16 protein-coding genes and 1 other annotated feature are annotated in these 18,192 nt (G+C 62.3%); of the genes, 7 read left to right on the top strand and 9 right to left on the bottom strand.

Annotated elements, in window-relative coordinates; translation table 11 throughout:
- Positions 1–38: 38 nt before the first annotated feature.
- Both MTP38_RS11315 and MTP38_RS11320 read right to left on the bottom strand, forming a co-directional pair.
- On the bottom strand, positions 39–1,025 hold the full coding sequence (locus MTP38_RS11315; RefSeq protein ID WP_249233619.1) for a Gfo/Idh/MocA family protein: 987 nt from the start codon (positions 1,023–1,025) through the stop codon (positions 39–41).
- A gap of 20 nt (positions 1,026–1,045) precedes the next feature.
- Positions 1,046–1,972 (bottom strand): type III pantothenate kinase, encoded by a 927-nt coding sequence (locus MTP38_RS11320; RefSeq protein ID WP_227621211.1) that lies wholly within the window; start codon positions 1,970–1,972, stop codon positions 1,046–1,048.
- Between the two features lie 221 nt (positions 1,973–2,193).
- On the opposite strand from MTP38_RS11320, the gene coaBC reads away from it, so the two are divergent.
- Positions 2,194–3,387, top strand: a complete 1,194-nt coding sequence (gene coaBC, locus MTP38_RS11325) for a bifunctional phosphopantothenoylcysteine decarboxylase/phosphopantothenate--cysteine ligase CoaBC (protein ID WP_227621210.1) — start codon at positions 2,194–2,196, stop codon at positions 3,385–3,387.
- A gap of 8 nt (positions 3,388–3,395) precedes the next feature.
- Here coaBC and MTP38_RS11330 read toward each other — a convergent pair whose 3' ends face one another.
- Together MTP38_RS11330 and MTP38_RS11335 are read right to left on the bottom strand one after the other, a co-directional pair.
- On the bottom strand, positions 3,396–4,595 hold the full coding sequence (locus MTP38_RS11330) for a carcinine hydrolase/isopenicillin-N N-acyltransferase family protein (RefSeq protein ID WP_249233620.1): 1,200 nt from the start codon (positions 4,593–4,595) through the stop codon (positions 3,396–3,398).
- Between the two features lie 145 nt (positions 4,596–4,740).
- Positions 4,741–5,958, bottom strand: coding sequence for an FtsW/RodA/SpoVE family cell cycle protein (locus tag MTP38_RS11335; protein ID WP_249233621.1), 1,218 nt, complete (start codon positions 5,956–5,958; stop codon positions 4,741–4,743).
- A 228-nt stretch (positions 5,959–6,186) separates the two neighbouring features.
- Between MTP38_RS11335 and MTP38_RS11340 the strand changes: the two genes are divergently transcribed.
- The 5 genes from MTP38_RS11340 to upp all read left to right on the top strand — a co-directional run bounded on the left by MTP38_RS11340 (position 6,187) and on the right by upp (position 9,951).
- Positions 6,187–7,527: a C25 family cysteine peptidase gene (locus tag MTP38_RS11340; RefSeq protein WP_249233622.1), complete on the top strand. Its 1,341-nt coding sequence runs from the start codon at positions 6,187–6,189 to the stop codon at positions 7,525–7,527.
- A 92-nt stretch (positions 7,528–7,619) separates the two neighbouring features.
- Positions 7,620–8,045: a tRNA (adenosine(37)-N6)-threonylcarbamoyltransferase complex ATPase subunit type 1 TsaE gene (gene tsaE / locus MTP38_RS11345; protein ID WP_227621206.1), complete on the top strand. Its 426-nt coding sequence runs from the start codon at positions 7,620–7,622 to the stop codon at positions 8,043–8,045.
- The gene (gene tsaB, locus MTP38_RS11350; protein WP_227621205.1) at positions 8,042–8,779 is read left to right on the top strand and encodes a tRNA (adenosine(37)-N6)-threonylcarbamoyltransferase complex dimerization subunit type 1 TsaB; all 738 of its coding nucleotides are present in this window, start codon (positions 8,042–8,044) and stop codon (positions 8,777–8,779) included. The genes tsaE and tsaB overlap by 4 nt, the downstream gene beginning before the upstream one ends.
- A gap of 5 nt (positions 8,780–8,784) precedes the next feature.
- Positions 8,785–9,231: a ribose 5-phosphate isomerase B gene (rpiB, locus tag MTP38_RS11355; protein ID WP_227621204.1), complete on the top strand. Its 447-nt coding sequence runs from the start codon at positions 8,785–8,787 to the stop codon at positions 9,229–9,231.
- 93 nt (positions 9,232–9,324) lie between these two features.
- Entirely contained in the window at positions 9,325–9,951 is a 627-nt protein-coding gene (gene upp, locus MTP38_RS11360) for a uracil phosphoribosyltransferase (RefSeq protein WP_015565513.1), read from the top strand.
- Between the two features lie 84 nt (positions 9,952–10,035).
- On the opposite strand, the gene ilvD is transcribed toward upp, so the two are convergent.
- From ilvD to ilvB, 4 genes are all read right to left on the bottom strand, one after another.
- On the bottom strand, positions 10,036–11,694 hold the full coding sequence (gene ilvD, locus MTP38_RS11365) for a dihydroxy-acid dehydratase (protein ID WP_227621203.1): 1,659 nt from the start codon (positions 11,692–11,694) through the stop codon (positions 10,036–10,038).
- A gap of 212 nt (positions 11,695–11,906) precedes the next feature.
- Positions 11,907–12,926, bottom strand: a complete 1,020-nt coding sequence (gene ilvC, locus MTP38_RS11370; RefSeq protein ID WP_227621202.1) for a ketol-acid reductoisomerase — start codon at positions 12,924–12,926, stop codon at positions 11,907–11,909.
- 145 nt (positions 12,927–13,071) lie between these two features.
- The gene (gene ilvN, locus MTP38_RS11375) at positions 13,072–13,635 is read right to left on the bottom strand and encodes an acetolactate synthase small subunit (RefSeq protein WP_249233623.1); all 564 of its coding nucleotides are present in this window, start codon (positions 13,633–13,635) and stop codon (positions 13,072–13,074) included.
- A gap of 15 nt (positions 13,636–13,650) precedes the next feature.
- Positions 13,651–15,315, bottom strand: a complete 1,665-nt coding sequence (gene ilvB / locus MTP38_RS11380; protein WP_249233624.1) for a biosynthetic-type acetolactate synthase large subunit — start codon at positions 15,313–15,315, stop codon at positions 13,651–13,653.
- 181 nt (positions 15,316–15,496) lie between these two features.
- Positions 15,497–15,760 (bottom strand) — a binding site (T-box leader).
- Positions 15,761–16,152: 392 nt separating this feature from the next.
- On the opposite strand from ilvB, the gene MTP38_RS11385 reads away from it, so the two are divergent.
- On the top strand, positions 16,153–17,358 hold the full coding sequence (locus tag MTP38_RS11385; protein ID WP_249233625.1) for an ATP-binding protein: 1,206 nt from the start codon (positions 16,153–16,155) through the stop codon (positions 17,356–17,358).
- 15 nt (positions 17,359–17,373) lie between these two features.
- On the opposite strand, the gene MTP38_RS11390 is transcribed toward MTP38_RS11385, so the two are convergent.
- Positions 17,374–18,084, bottom strand: coding sequence for a hypothetical protein (locus MTP38_RS11390; protein ID WP_249233626.1), 711 nt, complete (start codon positions 18,082–18,084; stop codon positions 17,374–17,376).
- Positions 18,085–18,192 lie beyond the last annotated feature (108 nt).

The raw sequence follows: 18,192 nt of genomic DNA on the forward strand, positions 1-18,192 counted from the left end.
ATACCGGTCGTTGTGTCAGGGAACTCCCGGGGATAGCATCAAAATTCGCTGGGGAAGCGGATGCCCGCGTCGCGGCGGGCCGTCTCCAGCACCCGGCTGACGGCCACCGAGGTGTCCAGCATCCGGCTGCACAGCTCCTGATCCCCGCTCTCGATGGCGCGGGCGATGGCGTGGAACTCTGCCGCCTGCCGGGGGCGGCCTGCGCTGAGGTTGAAGTGCTCTTCCCTGCCCTTATAGGGGTGGAAGGTGACGCCGCCGCAGAAGTTGGCGGTGGATTTCTGGAGCAGATAGCCCTTGGTGCCCTGAATGATGTACCGGGCCGGAGAGCTGCTGTCCTTGGCGTTGATGCTCACGGCCTTGAAGCTGCGATACTCCATCGTCAGCACGCCGCTGGTGTCGATGCCGCGGGCGATGTTGGCCGCATAGTGGACTTTGTTGGGTGCGCCGAAAAGGCCCACCACATAGCTGACGTTGTAGACGCCGAGGTCCATCAGCGCGCCGCCGGCACAGGCCGGGTCGAAAGACGGCCAGACCCTGCCGATGCAGAAATCGTCATACCGGCTGGAATACTGGCTGAAATTGCACTGCACCATGGTGACAGCGCCCACCTTGGGCAGCATCTCACGGAGCTTGGCGTAGTTGTCCTGATACTGGGTGGTGACGGCCTCGAAGAGGAAGAGCTTTTTGCTCCGGGCCAGCTCGGCCAGCTCTTCGGCCTGCGCCGCCGTGGGAGCCATCGGCTTTTCCACGATCACATGGCGTCCGGCCTCGAGGGCGGCACGGGTGTATTTTACGTGCAGGATATTCGGCACCGCGATATACACCACGTCTACCCAGCTCAGCAGCTCGTCGTAGCGGGTGGTGTGGCGGGCCACGCCGTACTGACCGCAGAGGGCCTGCGCCTCCTCAGCGCTCCGCTCAGTGCTGCAGAGGGCCTCGACCTTGAAGGGGCTTTCCGGCCCTGTGAGCCAAGGCAGGAACTCCCGGACGATCATGCCTGCGCCGAGAATGCCTAATTTCATCATAAGGTTTCTCCTTTTCAGTCTTAGCCCGCCTTGGCCTCACCGTCCCGGCGGGGACGGCGGCCGCTGCGGCCATGACGGCGGGGACTGCTGCCGCTGTGGGGGCGGCGTCCTGCCGGGCGGGGGCCGGGACGACGGTGCTCTCCCTCGTTCCGCGGCTCATGGCGGTGCTCATGCTGGGGGGCATTGAGCTGATACAGGAGGGCCAGCCCCTTCAGCAGCAGCTCAGGGTCGTAGGTGAGCGGGTGGCGGCAGAGGGGGATGACGTACTTTGCCAGACCGCCCGTGACCACCAGCGTGACCGGACGGCCCAGCTCCTCCTCGATGCGCTGGGTGATGCCGTCCAGCAGGACAGCCGCACCCAGCACCGAGCCGGAAAGCATACACTTCTCGGTATCGACGCCGATGGCGCTTTTGGGGGACGAAAGATGCACCTGTGGCAGCTGGGCGCACCTCTCCCCCAGCGCCCGCAGACCGGTGGAAAGGCCGGGGCAGATGACGCCGCCCCGGAAGACCTTATCCTCATCCACCACGTTGAAGGTGGTGGCGGTGCCGAGGTCTACCGTGACCACCGGCAGCGGGAAGTTCGCCGCCGCGTAGGCCGCATCCACGAGGCGGTCTTTGCCGACGGCGTGGGGGTCGGGCACCCCCATCGTCAGTCCGGTGCGGATGTCGGGCGAAACGATGACCGGCTTTTTGCCGGTGTAGTAGCGGGCGCACTCGGCCAGCGCCCCCGTGATCTGGGGGACGACGCTGGTGAGGACAGCGCCCTCGAAGCGGATGGGCTTTTCCGGATGCCTCCGGTGGGCGAACACCTTTTCCATCTCGGCGCGGTACTCCGCCGCCGTGCGGGTGCGCACCGTGTCCATGTGGGCCACAAAGCATACACGTCCGTCCCGGATGCCCCCAAGGGCGACGGTGGTGTTGCCTATATCAATGGCTAAAATCATAATTCAGTTCCTCGTAGGGTCGAACCTCTCCCTGAAAGGCTCCCCCTTTGGGAGAGGCCTGCATACGTCTGCGCCGACGGAGAGATTTTCTATTGATAAGTCAAGCTGTATTTTACCGCATTTTGAGCCAAGATACAACCCCAACCAAAGATTTTGTTGTGCTCTGAGCGTTTTTGCATTATACTGTAGCTATATCATCCCTGTTTATAGGAGGCATCTGGATGGATCTGAAGGGAAAATGCGTCCTTTTGGGCGTCAGCGGCGGCATCGCCGCCTATAAAATGGCCAACGTGGCCAGCGCACTGCGCAAGCTGGGGGCCGACGTGGAGGTCATCATGACCAAAAACGCCACCCAGTTCATCACCCCCATCACGTTCGAGACCCTGACGGGCCACAAGTGCATGGTGGACACCTTTGACCGTGATTTCAAGTTCGAAGTCACCCACATCTCGCTGGCAAAGAAGGCCGACGTCATCCTTGTGGCCCCTGCCACGGCCAACGTCATCGCCAAGATGGCCCACGGCATCGCCGACGATATGCTCACCACGGTGGTGCTGGCTGCGAAGTGCCCAAAGCTGGTCTCCCCCGCCATGAACACCGGGATGCTGGAGAATCCCATCACGCAGGACAACATCTCCACGCTGGAGCGCTACGGCTTCACGGTCATCCCCTCCGAGAGCGGCGTGCTGGCCTGCAAGGATGTGGGCAGCGGCCGCCTGCCGAAGGAGGACGTCCTGCTGGACTATATCTTCCGGGCCATTGCAAAGCCGAAGGATCTGGCCGGTCTGCGCATCGCTGTCACCGCCGGACCCACGCAGGAGCCGCTGGACCCTGTGCGCTACCTGACCAACCACTCCACCGGCAAGATGGGCTACGCCGTGGCCCGCGCCGCCGCGATGCGGGGCGCAGCCGTCACCCTCATCCACGGCCCCACGGCCCTGCAGCCGGTGCGGTTCACGGAGGATGTGCCCATCACGACGGCCCAGCAGATGTACGAGGCCGTGACGAGCCGCTTTGACGAGATGGACGTGCTGGTCATGGCCGCTGCCGTGGCCGACTACCGTCCCGCCGCCGTGGCCGACGACAAGATCAAGAAGAAGGACGGCGACCTCTCCATCGCCGTGGAGCGGACGCCCGACATCCTCGGCACCATCGGCCCCAAAAAGAAGGGACAGTTCCTCTGCGGCTTCTCGATGGAGACGCGGGATATGCTGGCCAACTCCTCGGCCAAGCTCGAGAAGAAGAACCTCGACATGGTGGTGGCCAACAACCTGAAGGTGGCCGGTGCCGGCTTCGGCGTGGACACCAACGTCGTCACCTTCATCACCCCGGACGGCGCACGGGAGCTGCCCCTGATGAGCAAGGACGATGTGGCAGACGCCATTCTGGACGAGATCTTAAAGCGCCGCCGATAAGCGGCTCCTTATCTGCCCAGCTGGAACTCGAAGGTGTAGGCCTCCTCGCCGTAATGCTCATTGCCCACCCAGAGGACGGACTTGTCGGTAAGGTCGTAGACCACGCTGTGGACGGTGTTGCTGTTGGAGTCGTCGTTGTTCCAGGTGCGGCGTCCCACCGAGGCCAGCAGGTCCATTGCGGCGTCCTTGTCCGCTACGATGCCGTCCGTCTCCCGCAGGGCTGCGGCGAGGTGCTCGTAGCGGTCGAGGCCCTTCCTCTCTGCGGTCGTGCCGTCGTAGTAGCCGGGGGTCTTGATGAAGTTGGTCACGACCTGCCAGTCGGCGGAATCCGAGAGGGCGTCGGTGTCGTTCCAGAGGACGTTCAGCTGGCGCTGTGCGCCGTCGGCGTCGTGGTCTGCGTCGGTGCCCACCCACTCGAGGATGGCGCTGCGGCCGGTGGAGTCGGCGACCATATAATGGAAGCAGCTGCTGGCCGAGTCATGAAGGTCGTACTGCTGGGCCAGCGCCACGGCGTCCTCTACCGAGTCCGCATAGTCGAGAATGAGGCGGAGCAGGGTGGTGGAGGTGATGTCGGGCCTGTCGGTCTGGGTATCGGTGGGCGTGCCCTTGCCCTCGCCCTGATAGGACATGAAGATGCCGCAGGCCACACCTGCGTCGTTGATGCCGTCCAGCGGCACATAGGGAGCCGCGAGGGTCAGGAGCTTCTGGCCGATGGTCTCCACGTCCTTGTCCGCGTCGAGGCCGAGGAAGCTCAGGTCGATGGTGGAGTAGGAGGCATGGCGGCCCTCGCCGGGGTCCGTATAGACGATGGCCGTATTGGTGGCCGAGAAATCGTAGTTGCGGCCAAAGACCCGGTCGCCGCTCTGGGTGTCCGCCGTAAAGGCCGAGCAGGCGATGCTGCTGGTCTTGATGTGCATGGGAATGATGCCTTTGGTGATGCTCCGGGTGACGAAAGAGATCAGCTCCGCATCGTTGGATGCGCCGCCCTGCGACAGAAACTCGTCGAAGAAGTAATCGCCCGAGAAGTTGATCTGGTAGACCGCGCCGTCGCGGTGGGCTTCGTCCCGGTCGGAGAGCTTTTGGAACGAGGCGAGGGTCGTCAGCTCGTTGTGCCAGAGGGCGAACACGGCGACGGCCAGCGCGATGACCAGTGCCGCCAGCGCGCAGGCGATGCGGCGCAGCAGCTTAGAGAGAGAGTTACGCTTCATGGAGACCTCCTGAAAAAGTCAAGAAATATAGATAAAATACTCGAACATTTTATCACGACTTTCGTCGTATTACAAGGCTTCTGGGGCAATAAGGGCGCGAAAAAGCAGGCACTGTGAACCAGCGCCTGCTTTTTTTGCGAGTGCGTTACCCAAACAGCTTTTTCGTGTTGTGCATATACACCGACAGCACCAGACCCACGCAGATATACAGCATGAGCACCGAGCTGCCGCCCGCCGAGTAGAAGGGCAGGGTGACACCGATGACGGGCAGGACCCGAAGGTTCATCCCCACATTGACGAAGATCTGGGCCATGAGCGCGCCGCCGATGCCCGCGCAGATGAAGGAACCCAGCATATCCTCGCTGCCTGCGCCGGTGGCGAAGGTCTTGATGATGATGGCCAGCAGGACGCCCAGCACCACGCAGCAGCCTACGAAGCCCGCCGCGTTGCCGATCCAGCAAAGGATAAAGTCGTTGTGGGCGTTGGGGACGCTGTAGTAGCGGCCCTCGAAAAAACCGTTGCCGAAGATGCCGCCCGAGCCGATGGCGATCTCGCCCCGCTGCTGCTGATAGATGATGTTCTTCCAGACCGTCTCGCTGGGTGCCCAGCCTGTCTCATTGTTGGGGTCGATGACCGCGAGGATGCGGTACCACTGGTAGCCTTTGCCGATCTTGTCGCTGAAAAAGGCGAAGGCCACGGCCATCGCCGCCGCGAGGGCGGACGCCGCCCCGATGATATACTTCCAGCTCAGACCGGCTGCAAACAGCATACAGCAGCCGATGATGCCGTAGATGATGGCCGTACCGTCATCGCCCTGAATGTGGATGATGGCGATGGGCACAAAGAGGTGGAGCAGCAGCTTGCCCAGCTCCTTCGGCTCGTTGAGCCGGCTGCGGACGTTGTTCAGGTGCATGGCAAAGGTGAGGATGAAGCTGATCTTCGCCAGCTCAGTGGGCTGGAAGGTGAAGCCGCCCAGCTTATACCACGAGTAGTTGTCGGTGTCGCCTGCGTTGTAGCCGATGGTCAGCGGGCCGATGCTCACGTTGCGGATGACCAGCGTGGGCAGCACGAGGCCCCACGTAAGAGCCACATGGACGGGCCAGACATTGACGAGGCTGCGGTAGTCGATGTTGGACAGGAGGATGGCCACCACGATGCCGATGGCGGACGCGCCCGCCTGCACCATGGCCCGGCGGTAGTCGCCGATGCCGGTGATCTGACCGGTCAGGCCATCTACGGCGAAGCCGTTTCCCTGCTTTGCGGCCCACGATGCCAGTGCCAGCACGGCCATCCCGCTGCTGAACAGGCAGAGCAGAAGATAGACCTTGTCCGTCCGCTTCCAATATCGCTGAATGCTTTCCAAAAAAGCACCACCTTTCTGGTATCTCAAAAGTCCCGCCTCACAGCCGGGCGCAATATCCCTCTGCTTTATTATACAGCAGGCAGAGAGGGGGCGCAAGATGGCCGGTTGTGACAGCTTTGCAAAATCGGCGCAGAACGCTTGACAAAGGCAGACCGGGCCTCTACAATGAGACATACCGGGGCGGCAGATGGCCGCTGTCCGGCGTTCTTGGAGGAACAAATATTATATATGAAGGAACAACGCCATCGATTTTTGTGCGCGGTCTGCGCACTGGCACTGGTGCTGACGGCCGTTCTGGCCCCTGCTGCGTGGGCAGCCGAGGGGACGGACGAGGCACAGGCTGAGGCAAAGACCACCCTCACTGCCGACGATGCCGCCCAGATGCAGCAGGCGGACGCCGCTGTCACAGCCCTCACCGGCAGCGAAGAATACGAGCAGATGTCCCGGGAACAGCGGCGCGCTGCGGCTCTGGATGAGCTGGACGGGCTGGCCCGGAAAGGGCTGGTGCGGCGCAGCTCCATCCGCACCGATGAGGAGAACGGCATCGTCAGCTTCACCTACAGCTGCGGCGTGCTGGGCGGTATCCTGTTCACCCCCGCCGACGAGCTGGAGGAGATGACCCTTGACGCCGGGGAGAACGGCCTGCGCCCCCCGCGCGGCCTCGCCGAGGCCTCCCCCTGTGCGGAGATGCCCCTGACGGAGGACGTCCGGGAGGCTGCAGCGGCCCGGCAGAACGCCCGGCAGAGCGACGAAAACGCCCTGCCCGACACCATTGGCCGCGCTGCCATTTACTACGCCTTTGACAACACGGTGAACAGCTCCCGCTTCCCCTATTATTCCTATATGCAGGGCTTCTGGGAGGGCATGGGCATCCGCACGACCATGAACACCCGGGTGACGCTGGCTGACCTGCGCCGGATGGACCGGTACGACCTGTGCATCCTGAGCGCCCACGGTGCCTATTACACCTACAGCTACGGTGCCCTCTGGAAGCGCACCCGCACCGAACCCATCATCCTGCTGACGGAGGAGTCCACATTTTATAAGGACATCATCTACAGCTTCGAGCTGCTGTCCCACCGGGTCATCAAGATGAACGGCCTCTACTGCGCCACAGCGGATTTCTTCCGCAATGCTTACCGCGCTGGCCAGCTCAGCAGCACCATCGTCTACTCCGAGACCTGCGAGTTTCTGGGCGTCACGGGCAGCGTGGACGAGTCGATGGCCGAGGCTCTGCTGGCTGGAGGCGCACGGGCTGTGCTGGGCTATGTGAACAACGTCTACACCGTCTACTCCCGCAGTATGCTCTGGGACACCGTCAACCATCTCGGCATGGGAATGACCATCGGCGGGGCCGTGACCCACGCCAAGGACACCTACGGCGAGAACGACATCATCTGGTACACCGAGCAGGGCGGCCGCCGCCCCCACGCCGCAGCGGCCTATCTGGTGCTCTACGGCGACCCAAACGCCCGCCTGAACGTGCCGACCAACTACTCGTTGGCCCAGCGTGCGGACGAGATCACCGTGGACGACATCATCGGAGAAGTTCTGGATCGTGCCGCCTGAGCGTTGCACTTTTGATGAAAATCGTTTATACTAAGGGATGGCAGTGATATGCCATCCCTTTTTTACATCGGAACATATGAGGTAGGATACCCATGTCTGAATTTATCACCCACTCCCGCGAGGAGACGGTGGCGCTGGGCGAGCGGCTGGCACAGCATCTTGCACCCGGCGCGCTCATCGCCTTCACCGGCGGGCTTGGCGCGGGCAAGACGGCCTTCTGTGAGGGTCTGGCCAAGGGCCTCGGCTGTACCGACCCGGTCAGCAGCCCCACCTTCGCCATCGTGAATTATTACCGCGGGCCGCGGCCCTTCGCGCACTTTGACCTGTACCGCATCTCTACGGAGAACGACCTGTGCGCGGCCGGTTTCTACGACTATCTGGATGAGGGTGCTGTGGTGGCGGCAGAGTGGAGCGAGAACTTCGCCGACCTGCTGGCACTGGAAGACCCCATCCGCATCAACATCGAGCGTGTGGACGACACCACCCGCCGCATCACCATCGAGGGGGCAGAAGTATGAACATCTTAGCCGTGGATACGGCGGGCAAGACGCTGGGCGTGGCCCTGCTGCAGGATGACCGCCTGCTCTACGAATGCTATCTCGACGCGGGCATGACCCACAGTGAGACCCTGATGCCCCTCGTCGATCATTGCCTCAGCCTCTGCGGCATGGGCTGCGGGGACATCGACCTCTACGGCGTCAATGCAGGCCCCGGCAGCTTCACCGGGCTGCGCATCGGACTGGCGGCGGTCAAGGGGCTGGCCTTCCCCCGGGAGACCCTCTGCGCCCCGGTGTCCACGCTGGAAGCGCTGGCAGCGGCCCACACCGGCAGCGGCACCGTGCTCTGTGCACTGGACGCCCGCCGCGCGCAGGTATACAGCGCCGCCTTTGACCTCGAGACCCATGAGCGCCTGCTGGACGACGACGCCCGGGCCGTGGCAGACCTTGCAGAGTTCGTAGAAAATTGCAAAAAGCCCCTGTTTTTTGTTGGTGATGGCGCGGCTCTGTGCTATAATAAATACAGCGGCGTCCCGGGCGTGCTCTGCGTGCCCCCGGCCCTCCGCAATGGCCGCGCCGCTGCGGTGGCCTATGTGGCAAAGCAGATGGCCCAGCGGGGCGAAGCCGTCCTGCCCGAGGCCCTGCTGCCGGACTACCACCGGCTGAGTCAGGCCGAGCGGGAGCGGGCCGAGCGTCTGGCCGCAGAGGCCGCCCGTACCGAAACACCCGAAGATACTGCAAAGGGAAAGGATTGACACCAATGGCAAAACCCATCGCACTTGCCGCCGACCACGGCGGATTTGAACTGAAAGAGGCCGTCAAGGCACATTTGGACGAGCTGGGGCTGGAATACATCGATTTCGGCACCCACAGCACCGCCAGTGTGGACTACCCCGACATGGCCCTGCCCGCCTGCGACGCTGTGGTGAGCGGCCAGTGCAGCAAGGCGCTGCTCTTCTGCGGCACCGGCGTGGGCATCAGCATGGCGGCCAACAAGGTCAAGGGCATCCGCGCCTGCTGCTGCTCTGACAGCTTCAGCTGTGAGTATACCCGCCGCCACAACGACGCGAACGCCCTGTGCATGGGCGGCCGCGTCGTCGGCCCCGGCCTCGCCTGCCAGCTGGTAGATCTCTTTCTCAACACCGAGTTCGAGGGCGGCCGCCACGAAAAGCGCATCGCCAAGCTGATGGCCATTGAAAACCGTTAACCTCTCCGTCCCGGCCTTGTCGAGCGCGAGCGAGACTGAGAGGTTATCCCTTCGTGTTCCATATTTTTATTCACAATATAAGGAGCGTGTATTATGACCCCTATGATCGTTGAGCATCCGCTGCTGCAGCACAAACTGAGCATTCTGCGCAACAAGCAGACCGGCACCAAGGAGTTCCGTGACCTCGTGGGCGAGATCGCAACCCTGCTGTGCTACGAGGCTACCCGTGACCTGCCTCTGGAAGAGGTGGAGATCGAGACTCCCATCACGATGGCAAAGACCAAGGTCCTCGCAGGCCGCAAGCTGGCTCTGGTGCCCATCCTCCGCGCCGGCATGGGTATGCTGGACGGTATGCTGACCCTGCTGCCCGCTGCAAAGGTGGGCTTCATCGGCCTCTACCGCGACGAGACCACCCTGCAGCCCGTAGAGTACTTCTGCAAGCTGCCGCAGGACATCGCCGAGCGCGACGTTCTGGTGCTTGACCCGATGCTGGCGACCGGCGGCAGCGCCATCGACGCCATCACCCAGATCAAGAAGCACGGCGCAAAGCGCATCAAGTTCATCGGCCTCATCGCTGCTCCCGAAGGCATCAAGGCCCTGCACGAGGCACACCCCGACGTGGACATCTACCTCGGCGCACAGGACGACCACCTGAACGAGAACGGCTACATCGTCCCCGGTCTGGGCGACGCAGGCGACCGTATCTACGGCACCAAGTAAGCTGGAATATCATAGCAGACCAAAGCGCCCTGCCGGGTCATCGGCAGGGCGCTTTTTCTGTAGCTGTCTGGTTCTACGGCGTGCTTACTTCAGCACTGCGCCGAGGTTTGCACTGGTGACCATGCGGGCGTAGCGGGACAGCCAGCCGGTCTTGATGTTGGGTTCGGGGGCGACGTACTTGGCCTTGCGCTCGGCCAACACCTCATCCGAAACCTCCAGCGTGATGCTGGCGTTGGGGATGTCGATGTGGATGGTATCGCCCTCCTCGATGAGGCCGATGGGGCCGCCGGAAGCGGCCTCCGGGCTGACGTGGCCGATGGCCGCGCCACGGGAAGCGCCGGAGAAGCGGCCGTCGGTGATGAGGGCCACGGTCTTGTCCAGCTTCATGCCGGCCAGCGCGGAGGTGGGGTTCAGCATCTCACGCATACCGGGGCCGCCCTTGGGGCCTTCGTAGCGGATGACCACCACGTCGCCCGGGACGATCTTGCCCGCATAGATGGCGGCGATGGCCGTCTCCTCGCTGTTGAAGACGCGGGCCGGGCCGGAGTGCTCCTGCATCTCGGGGGCGACGGCGCTGCGCTTGACGACGCAGCCGTCGGGGGCGATGTTGCCCCAGAGGATCTGCAGGCCGCCGGTCGGGGAATACGGATCCTCGATGGGACGGATGGCCTTGTCGTTCAGGATATGAGCACCCTTGATGTTCTCACCGAGGGTCTTACCGGTGACGGTGGGGACGTCGAGGTCCAGCAGGCCCTTCTTGGCCAGCTCAGCCTGCACGGCGGGGATGCCGCCAGCGGCGTAGAGGTCGGGCATATGGGTGGGGCCTGCGGGAGCCAGATGGCAGAGGTTCGGGGTCTTGGCGCTGATCTCATTGAAGAGCTTCAGGTCGATGGGCACACCGGCCTCGTAGGCGATGGCCAGCAGGTGGAGGACGGTGTTGGTGGAGCAGCCCAGCGCCATATCGCAGGTCAGCGCGTTGCGGATGGAGCGCTCGTTGATGATCTGGCGGGCGGTGATGCCCTTCTTTACCATCTCCATGATGGCCATACCGGCGTGCTTTGCCAGCTGGAGGCGCTTGGAGTAGACGGCGGGGATGGTGCCGTTGCCGGGCAGGGCGATGCCGATGGCCTCGCACAGGCAGTTCATGCTGTTGGCGGTGTACATACCGGAGCAGCTGCCGCAGCTGGGGCAGCAGTTGCAGGTGCAGTCTTCCAGCTGCTCGTCGGAGATCATGCCGGCCTTATAGGCACCGACGGCCTCGAACATCTTGGAGAGGCTGACCTCCTCGCCGCCGTAAGTACCGGCCAGCATGGGGCCGCCGGAGCAGACCACGGCGGGCACATCCATCCGGACGGCGGCCATGACCATACCGGGGACGATCTTATCGCAGTTGGGCACCAGCACCAGACCGTCCAGCTGATGGGCCATCAGCATGGTCTCCACGCTGTCGCAGATCAGCTCGCGGGAGGCGAGGCTGTACTTCATGCCCACATGGCCCATGGCGATGCCGTCGCAGACGCCGATGGCCGGGATGAGGATGGGGGTGCCGCCTGCCATCTGGACACCGGCCTTGACGGCCTCGGCGACCTTATCCAGATTCATGTGGCCGGGGACGATCTCGCTGTAGGCGCTCACCACGCCGATAAGGGGGCGGTCCAGCTCTTCCGGGGTGTAGCCCAAAGCGTAAAACAGGCTGCGGTTGGGCGCGCGCTCCGAGCCTTTAGTCACGTTGTCACTTCTCATTTTATCCTCCTGATGCAAAAAGCGCCGGAGTCAGCAGCTTTTCTGCTAAAACCGACGCTCAAAAACTCAACCTCTCAGTCTGCTTCGCAGACAGCTTCCCTACCGAGGGGAGCCTCTGGCGAAGAGATGAGGCTTTACGATATGCCAAGGCCTCCCCTCGCTAGGGGAGGTGGCAGCGCGTCAGCGCTGACGGAGAGGTTTTGCTGATTTTCTTACTTCTTCAGCCAGCTCATCATGCTGCGCAGCTCTGCGCCCACCTTCTCGATGGGATGCTCGGCCTCCATGCGGCGCTGAGCGAGGAAGTGGACCTTGCGGCCGCCGTTGGGGCTCATCTCGGTCAGGAACTCGGAAGCGAAGGTGCCGTCCTGGATCTCGGTCAGGACCTTCTTCATCTCCTTGCGGGTCTCGGCGGTGATGAGGCGCTTGCCGGTGCGGTAGTCGCCGTACTCTGCGGTGTTGGAGATGGAGTAGCGCATCTTGGAGAAGCCGCCCTCGTTGATGAGGTCAACGATCAGCTTCATCTCGTGGCAGGTCTCGAAGTAGGCCATCTCAGGCTCGTAGCCAGCCTCGACCAGCGTGTCGAAGCCTGCGTGGATCAGCTCGCAGACGCCGCCGCAAAGCACTGCCTGCTCGCCGAACAGGTCGGTCTCGGTCTCCTCCTTGAAGGTGGTCTCGAGGATGCCTGCGCGGCCGGCACCGATGCCGGAAGCGTATGCCAGAGCGATGTCCTTTGCCTTACCGGTGAAGTCCTGCTCGACGCAGATCAGAGAGGGGCAGCCCTCACCCTCGGTGTACAGGCGGCGGACGATGTGGCCGGGGCCTTTGGGAGCGATCATGATGACGTCGACATTCTTCGGAGCGGTGATGGTCTTGAAGTGGATGTTGAAGCCGTGTGCGAAGGCCAGAGCCTTGCCCTCGGTCATGTAAGGAGCGACCTGCTTGTTGTAGATGTCAGCGCACAGCTCATCGGGGACCAGCATCATGACGACGTCGCCTGCCTTGGCAGCCTCCTCGACCTCCATGACCTTGAAGTTCTCGTGCGTTGCTGCGAACTCCGAAGCCTTTTCCCAGTGAGCGGAACCCTTGCGCAGGCCGACGACGACATTGACGCCGCTCTCGGCGAGGTTCTCGGAATGAGCGTGGCCCTGACTGCCGAAGCCGATGACAGCAACGGTCTTGCCGTCCAGCACGCCGAGGTTGCAGTCGGAATCGTAGTATTTCTTGATCGCCATGATAGTGTTCTCCTTTTGATGTCGTTATTTCAGTGTAGGATAAATGTAAGCATCGTATATTTTTCGCTCACTGGGGAGCGGAAAAGCAAGTTTGCCAATGGCTCCCCCTTTGGGGGAGCTGTCTGCGGAGCAGACTGAGAGGGCTTTAATGGCACCGCGTGCCCGGCAGAGGGAACTGCGCGGCCCGGACTTCCTGCGAGGGCTTCTGCATATGCTGATGCATCCCGCCCCGCTCGAGGGCGGTGACGCCGGTGCGGCACTGCTCGAGGATCTGGTAGTCGGCCATGAGCTTCAGGAAGGCGTCGATCTTCTCGGGGCGGCCCGTCAGCTCAAAGACCATGCTGTCCGGCGACAGGTCGATGATCTTTGCTTTATAGATACCGGCGATCTCCCGCAGCTCGGCGCGGTTGGTGACGTTCGCCACGACCTTGAGCAGGAGCAGCTCCCGCTCGAGGGCGGTGGACTCGTTGAGCACGAAGACCTGACGAGTGACTTCCAGCCGCTCGGTCTGGAGGATGAGCTGCTGCAGCTCCTTCTCCGTGCCCGAGACGGATACGGTGATGCGGCTGACCGTGGGGTCGTTGGTGGCCGAGACGGTCAGACTGTCGATGTTGAAGCCTCTGCGGCAGAACAGGCTGGACACCCGGGCCAGAACGCCGCTCTGGTTGTCCACCAGCAGGCTGATGACCCTGCGCTGATTGGATTCCATGTCGCTGTGTCCTCCTTATTTCATGATGATGTCGTTGATGTCGCCGCCGCCGGGGATCATGGGCAGGACTTTTTCGTCCTTGTCGATCATGCACTCGATCCATGTCGGCCCCTTCTGCTTGAGGGCGTCGGCGAAAGCCTCCTGAAACTGGGCGAGGTTCTCGCAGTGGTAGCCCTTGAGGCCGAAGCCCTCGGCCAGCTTGACGAAGTTGGTCTTGCGGTGGGGGTCGGTCTGGGAAAAGCGCTTACCGTAGAAAGCGGTCTGCCACTGGCGCACCATGCCAAGCACCTGATTGTTGAAAATGACGGTGATGATGGGCAGCTCGTAGCTGACGGCGGTGCAAGCCTCGTTGAGGTTCATATGGAAGGAGCCGTCGCCGGTGAACATGACCACCCGCTGGTCACGGCCCAGTGCCATCTGTGCGCCGATGGCCGCACCGTAGCCGAAGCCCATGGTGCCCAGACCGCCGCTGGTGATGAAGCCGCGGCTCTTGGTGTGGCGGATGTACTGCGCTGCCCACATCTGGTGCTGGCCCACGTCGGTGACGTAGACGGCCTCGGGGCCGCACTGGTTGCAGACCTCGCCGATGACCTGATGGGGCATCAGTCGGGAAGCGTCGGACACCGGGTGGTAATCCTGCGCCTGCCACTCGTGGATCATCTTCATCCAGTCGGGGTGCTTTTTCTCTTCCACCAGCGGCAGCATGGCGTTCAGCACATAGGCGGCATCGCCCACGATGGACAGGTCCACGTCCACGTTTTTGCCAAGCTCGCTGGCGTCGATGTCGATCTGGATGATGGTCGCATTCTTGGCGAAGGTCTTGGGGTTCAGGGCCACACGGTCCGAGAAGCGGGTGCCCACCGCGATGAGGACGTCACAGTCTGCCACGGCCCGGTTCGAGGTGTAGCAGCCGTGCATACCCACCATGCCGATGTTCATCGGGTCGCCGTAGGGCACGACGCCTGCGGCCATCAGGGTATGGGTGGCGGGGATCTCCGCTTTTTTCAGCAGATCCCGCAGGGGCTGGCAGCTGGCCGCCGAGCGGACGCCGCCGCCGAAGTAGACCAGAGGCCGCTGGGCACCGTTGATGATGTCTGCCGCCCACTTGACCTGCTGCTCGTCGAATGTGACCACCGTGCGGATGGGTTCGGGCTTTTTCGGGGTAAACTCGCACACCGCAGCGGTGATGTCCTTCGGGATGTCCACCAGCACCGGGCCTTTGCGGCCGCTCTGAGCGATGCGGAAGGCCGCGCGCATGGTGTCTGCGAGGTCTTCGACCCGGCGCACCGTGAAGTTGTGCTTGGTGATGGGCATCGTAATGCCCTCGATATAGGCCTCCTGAAAGCTGTCACTGCCCAGACCATCCGTGGTCACGTTGCCGGTGAAGGCTACCATCGGCACCGAGTCCATGTAAGCGGTGGCGATGCCGGTGACGAGGTTCGTTGCGCCCGGGCCGCTGGTGGCCAGCACCACGCCGGTGCGGCCCGTTGCGCGGGCGTAGCCGTCCGCCGCGTGGGACGCGCCCTGCTCGTGGGCCGTCAGCACATGGGTGATGCGGTCGGTATTTCTGTACAGCTCGTCGTAGAGGTTCAGCACTGCGCCGCCGGGGTAGCCGAAGATGGTGTCCACCCCCTGCTCACAGAGCACCTCCACAAAGATTTGAGAACCGTTCAACTGCATGGTGAGTTTCTCCTGTTCCGTTCCAATTTCCACTTTACACACTTTTTTCCCAACACGCTCAGAAGCTGTTTCCGTGAGCAGGGTGCGCCGGACGACGAGGGAGCTTGCCCGTGCAGCGCTTAGAGGAAAACGGCTTCTCCGGGGGCAGCACCTGATAAATAAAAGGTCTCTGTCCCCTTATCCAAGAGACAAAGACCCGGAATGAATCCAAAAGCTCTCTGCGGTACCACTCTCGTTGACGCAACTGCGCCCTCTCACGGACTTCCATCAAAGCCCTGCACGCTAACGGCTGCCACCGGCGCTGCTTAGCAGACGTCCCATAAATCGTCCTTCAGCAGGCTGCTCCGGGAGGATTTCGCGCATGGTCTGCCTGCTGCCTTGCATCCCCCGGCAGCTCTCTGAAAAGCAGGTATCCTGCGTTACTTTTTCCCATCTGTGCATTTGTTGGGTCAATTATACTATAAATCGGGCCGTTGTCAATCGACGATTTGTAACGTGAATCACGGCAAAGATGAAGATAATTAAACACCATCTTGCGCAGGAACTTACATCGCTGTATACTTTGGGAGTACTCGCTTAATTTTCAGGCTGCGGCCCGCACGCGAGCAAAAGCCTCTCCCCTTGGGAGAGGTGTCACCAAAGGTGACGGAGAGGGCAAGGTCGCTCGCCGAGAGGCATAGACGCAGCGATAGCATCGCTCTGACAAAAGCCGCTTTCGATCGCTGTGCAGCGGCTCTATCGTGCAAAGCCTGCCCTCTCAGGCGCTCCCGCGCCAGCTCTCCCAAAGGGAGAGCCTTGCCACATTTCAAGAGACTGTATAACAAAAGAGGATACATTATGAATCTTAACGAATGGAACGCCCGTCTCCACGGGCTGGTCATCTTCCGCGCACTGCTGGACGATGACGTCATCGCAAAGCTCGTAGACCTCACCGACCGGATGGCGGCAGCCCCCCGGAGCACAGGGGCAGTATGCGGTGCTGCAGCCTCCTTTGAATCCGCCCTCTTCGAGCACACCACCAACTTCGGCGAATATCTCTCCGCCGCCGTCCTCGAAGCCGAAACGGTCTGCGTCCGGCAGGCAGCGGTGAGCAAGGTGCCGCCCGTCCTTCAGAAGGCGCTGGACGGTGAGCTGGACTTTTTGCAGCGGCTGTGCGGCCTGACGCTGGACGGTCTGCTGGAAGCTGCCGACGCCGCCGACCCGCTGCCCTTCCTGCCCCGGTGGGAGACGAAGGACATCGACCTCCGCGCCGCCTATGCCCAGCGGATGAGCGAGGTAGGCAAAAAGGGCTATGGGATGTTCGCCAAGCACCACGTCTTTACCGTTGAGAACGGACAACTGGTGCCGGTGCGCTACCCCGACCCCCAGCGCCTCGACGAGCTGCCGGGCTATGAGCAGGAGCGGGAGAAGGTCATCGCCAACACCCGCGCCCTGTTGGCCGGAATGCCCGCCAACAATGTGCTGCTCTACGGCGATGCCGGTACCGGAAAGTCCAGCACCGTCAAGGCCATCGCCAACGAGTTTGCCGCCGACGGCCTGCGGCTGGTGGAGGTCAAGAAGAATCAGCTCTACCAGATCCCCGACCTGATGGACAAGCTGGCCGCGAACCCGCTGAAGTTCGTCCTCTTCATCGACGACCTGAGCTTCACGGCCAACGACGATAACTTCGCGGCCCTGAAAGCCATCCTCGAGGGCAGCGTAGGCGGACGGGCCAAGAACATCGCCGTCTACGCCACCTCCAACCGCCGCCACCTCATCAAGGAGACGCTCTCTGACCGCTCGGGTGACGACATCCACGAGGCCGACACCCGTCAGGAGCTGATGAGCCTCTCGGCCCGCTTCGGCCTCACCGTCACCTTCCAGCGGCCCGAAAAAGCCCGCTTCGAAGTCATCCTCACCGAGCTGGCCAAGCAGCACGGCATCGAGATGCCCCACGACCAGCTGCTGACCAAGGCCGAGGCCTTTGCTATCCGGGCCGGAGGCCGCAGCCCCCGCGTCGCCAAGCAGTTCATCGAGCAGTGCGCCGCCGGTGTGCAGAAATAAAGCTGCTGTCCTCTCTCAAATTTTGGAGAGTTCATTCATGGAATCCCTCTGGACGCACTCCCTGTACAGCTTTCGGAGCACGCCCTCCGCATTTTGGAGGAAGTCGGCGGTCTCGTACTGCGCGAAGACCCATCCCTTGTCCGAAACAAGGATCTTTCCTCCCTCGAAGCGCACCGCGAAATCCCGGAACGCAAAGCCAAGGTCGTTGTCCGCCTCGTTGATGGAGGTGTCGGCGAGCGCTTGTCTCAGGTTCAGACAGAGCCGGTATTCCTCTTGCGAGCGAAGCCAGAGTTCCGGCGTTTCTGCACTGTGTTCCAGCTGGAACCGACTGGTGAGGCCTTTTACAAAGCAGCTCTCCCGTGCCGCAATGGGCCGGTTCAGCCGCTTCCATTCCCGGATCTCAAAGCGATAATAAAGGTTCTGCTCTGTCCCCTTCCGTGCCCGAAGCTCCGTGATGTCGCCCCGGCAGACCGGGCTGCACTTCGTGACCTCGCCGTAGTACTGGACGCCTGCCTGTGGGCCGAATACATATTGGGACTGGTAAAGGGCGACAATGCGGACCGAAAAGGCTTCGTCTCCCAGCTGCTCCGCCGGGATATAATAGAACCGGTGCCTCCGGCATATATCCAGCTGCTGCGGGCTGCGCACCGTCCCGACCAGCACATCCCGCACCGCCCAGTCCACCGCGTTCAGCTTTGCTTCCAGTCGCTCCGAATGTAGGTCCATCCGCTGCCGCCTCCTCTCGTGAGCGCTCTTATCAAGCAGCGCCCACATCCGACATCCCCTCGATTTGTTCCATTATAGCATATCCTCCCTCTCCTTTTGGAGGATTCC

It is taken from the genome of Faecalibacterium sp. I3-3-89 (genome assembly GCF_023347275.1).
In the GTDB taxonomy this organism is placed as follows: Bacteria; Bacillota; Clostridia; order Oscillospirales; family Ruminococcaceae; genus Faecalibacterium; species Faecalibacterium butyricigenerans.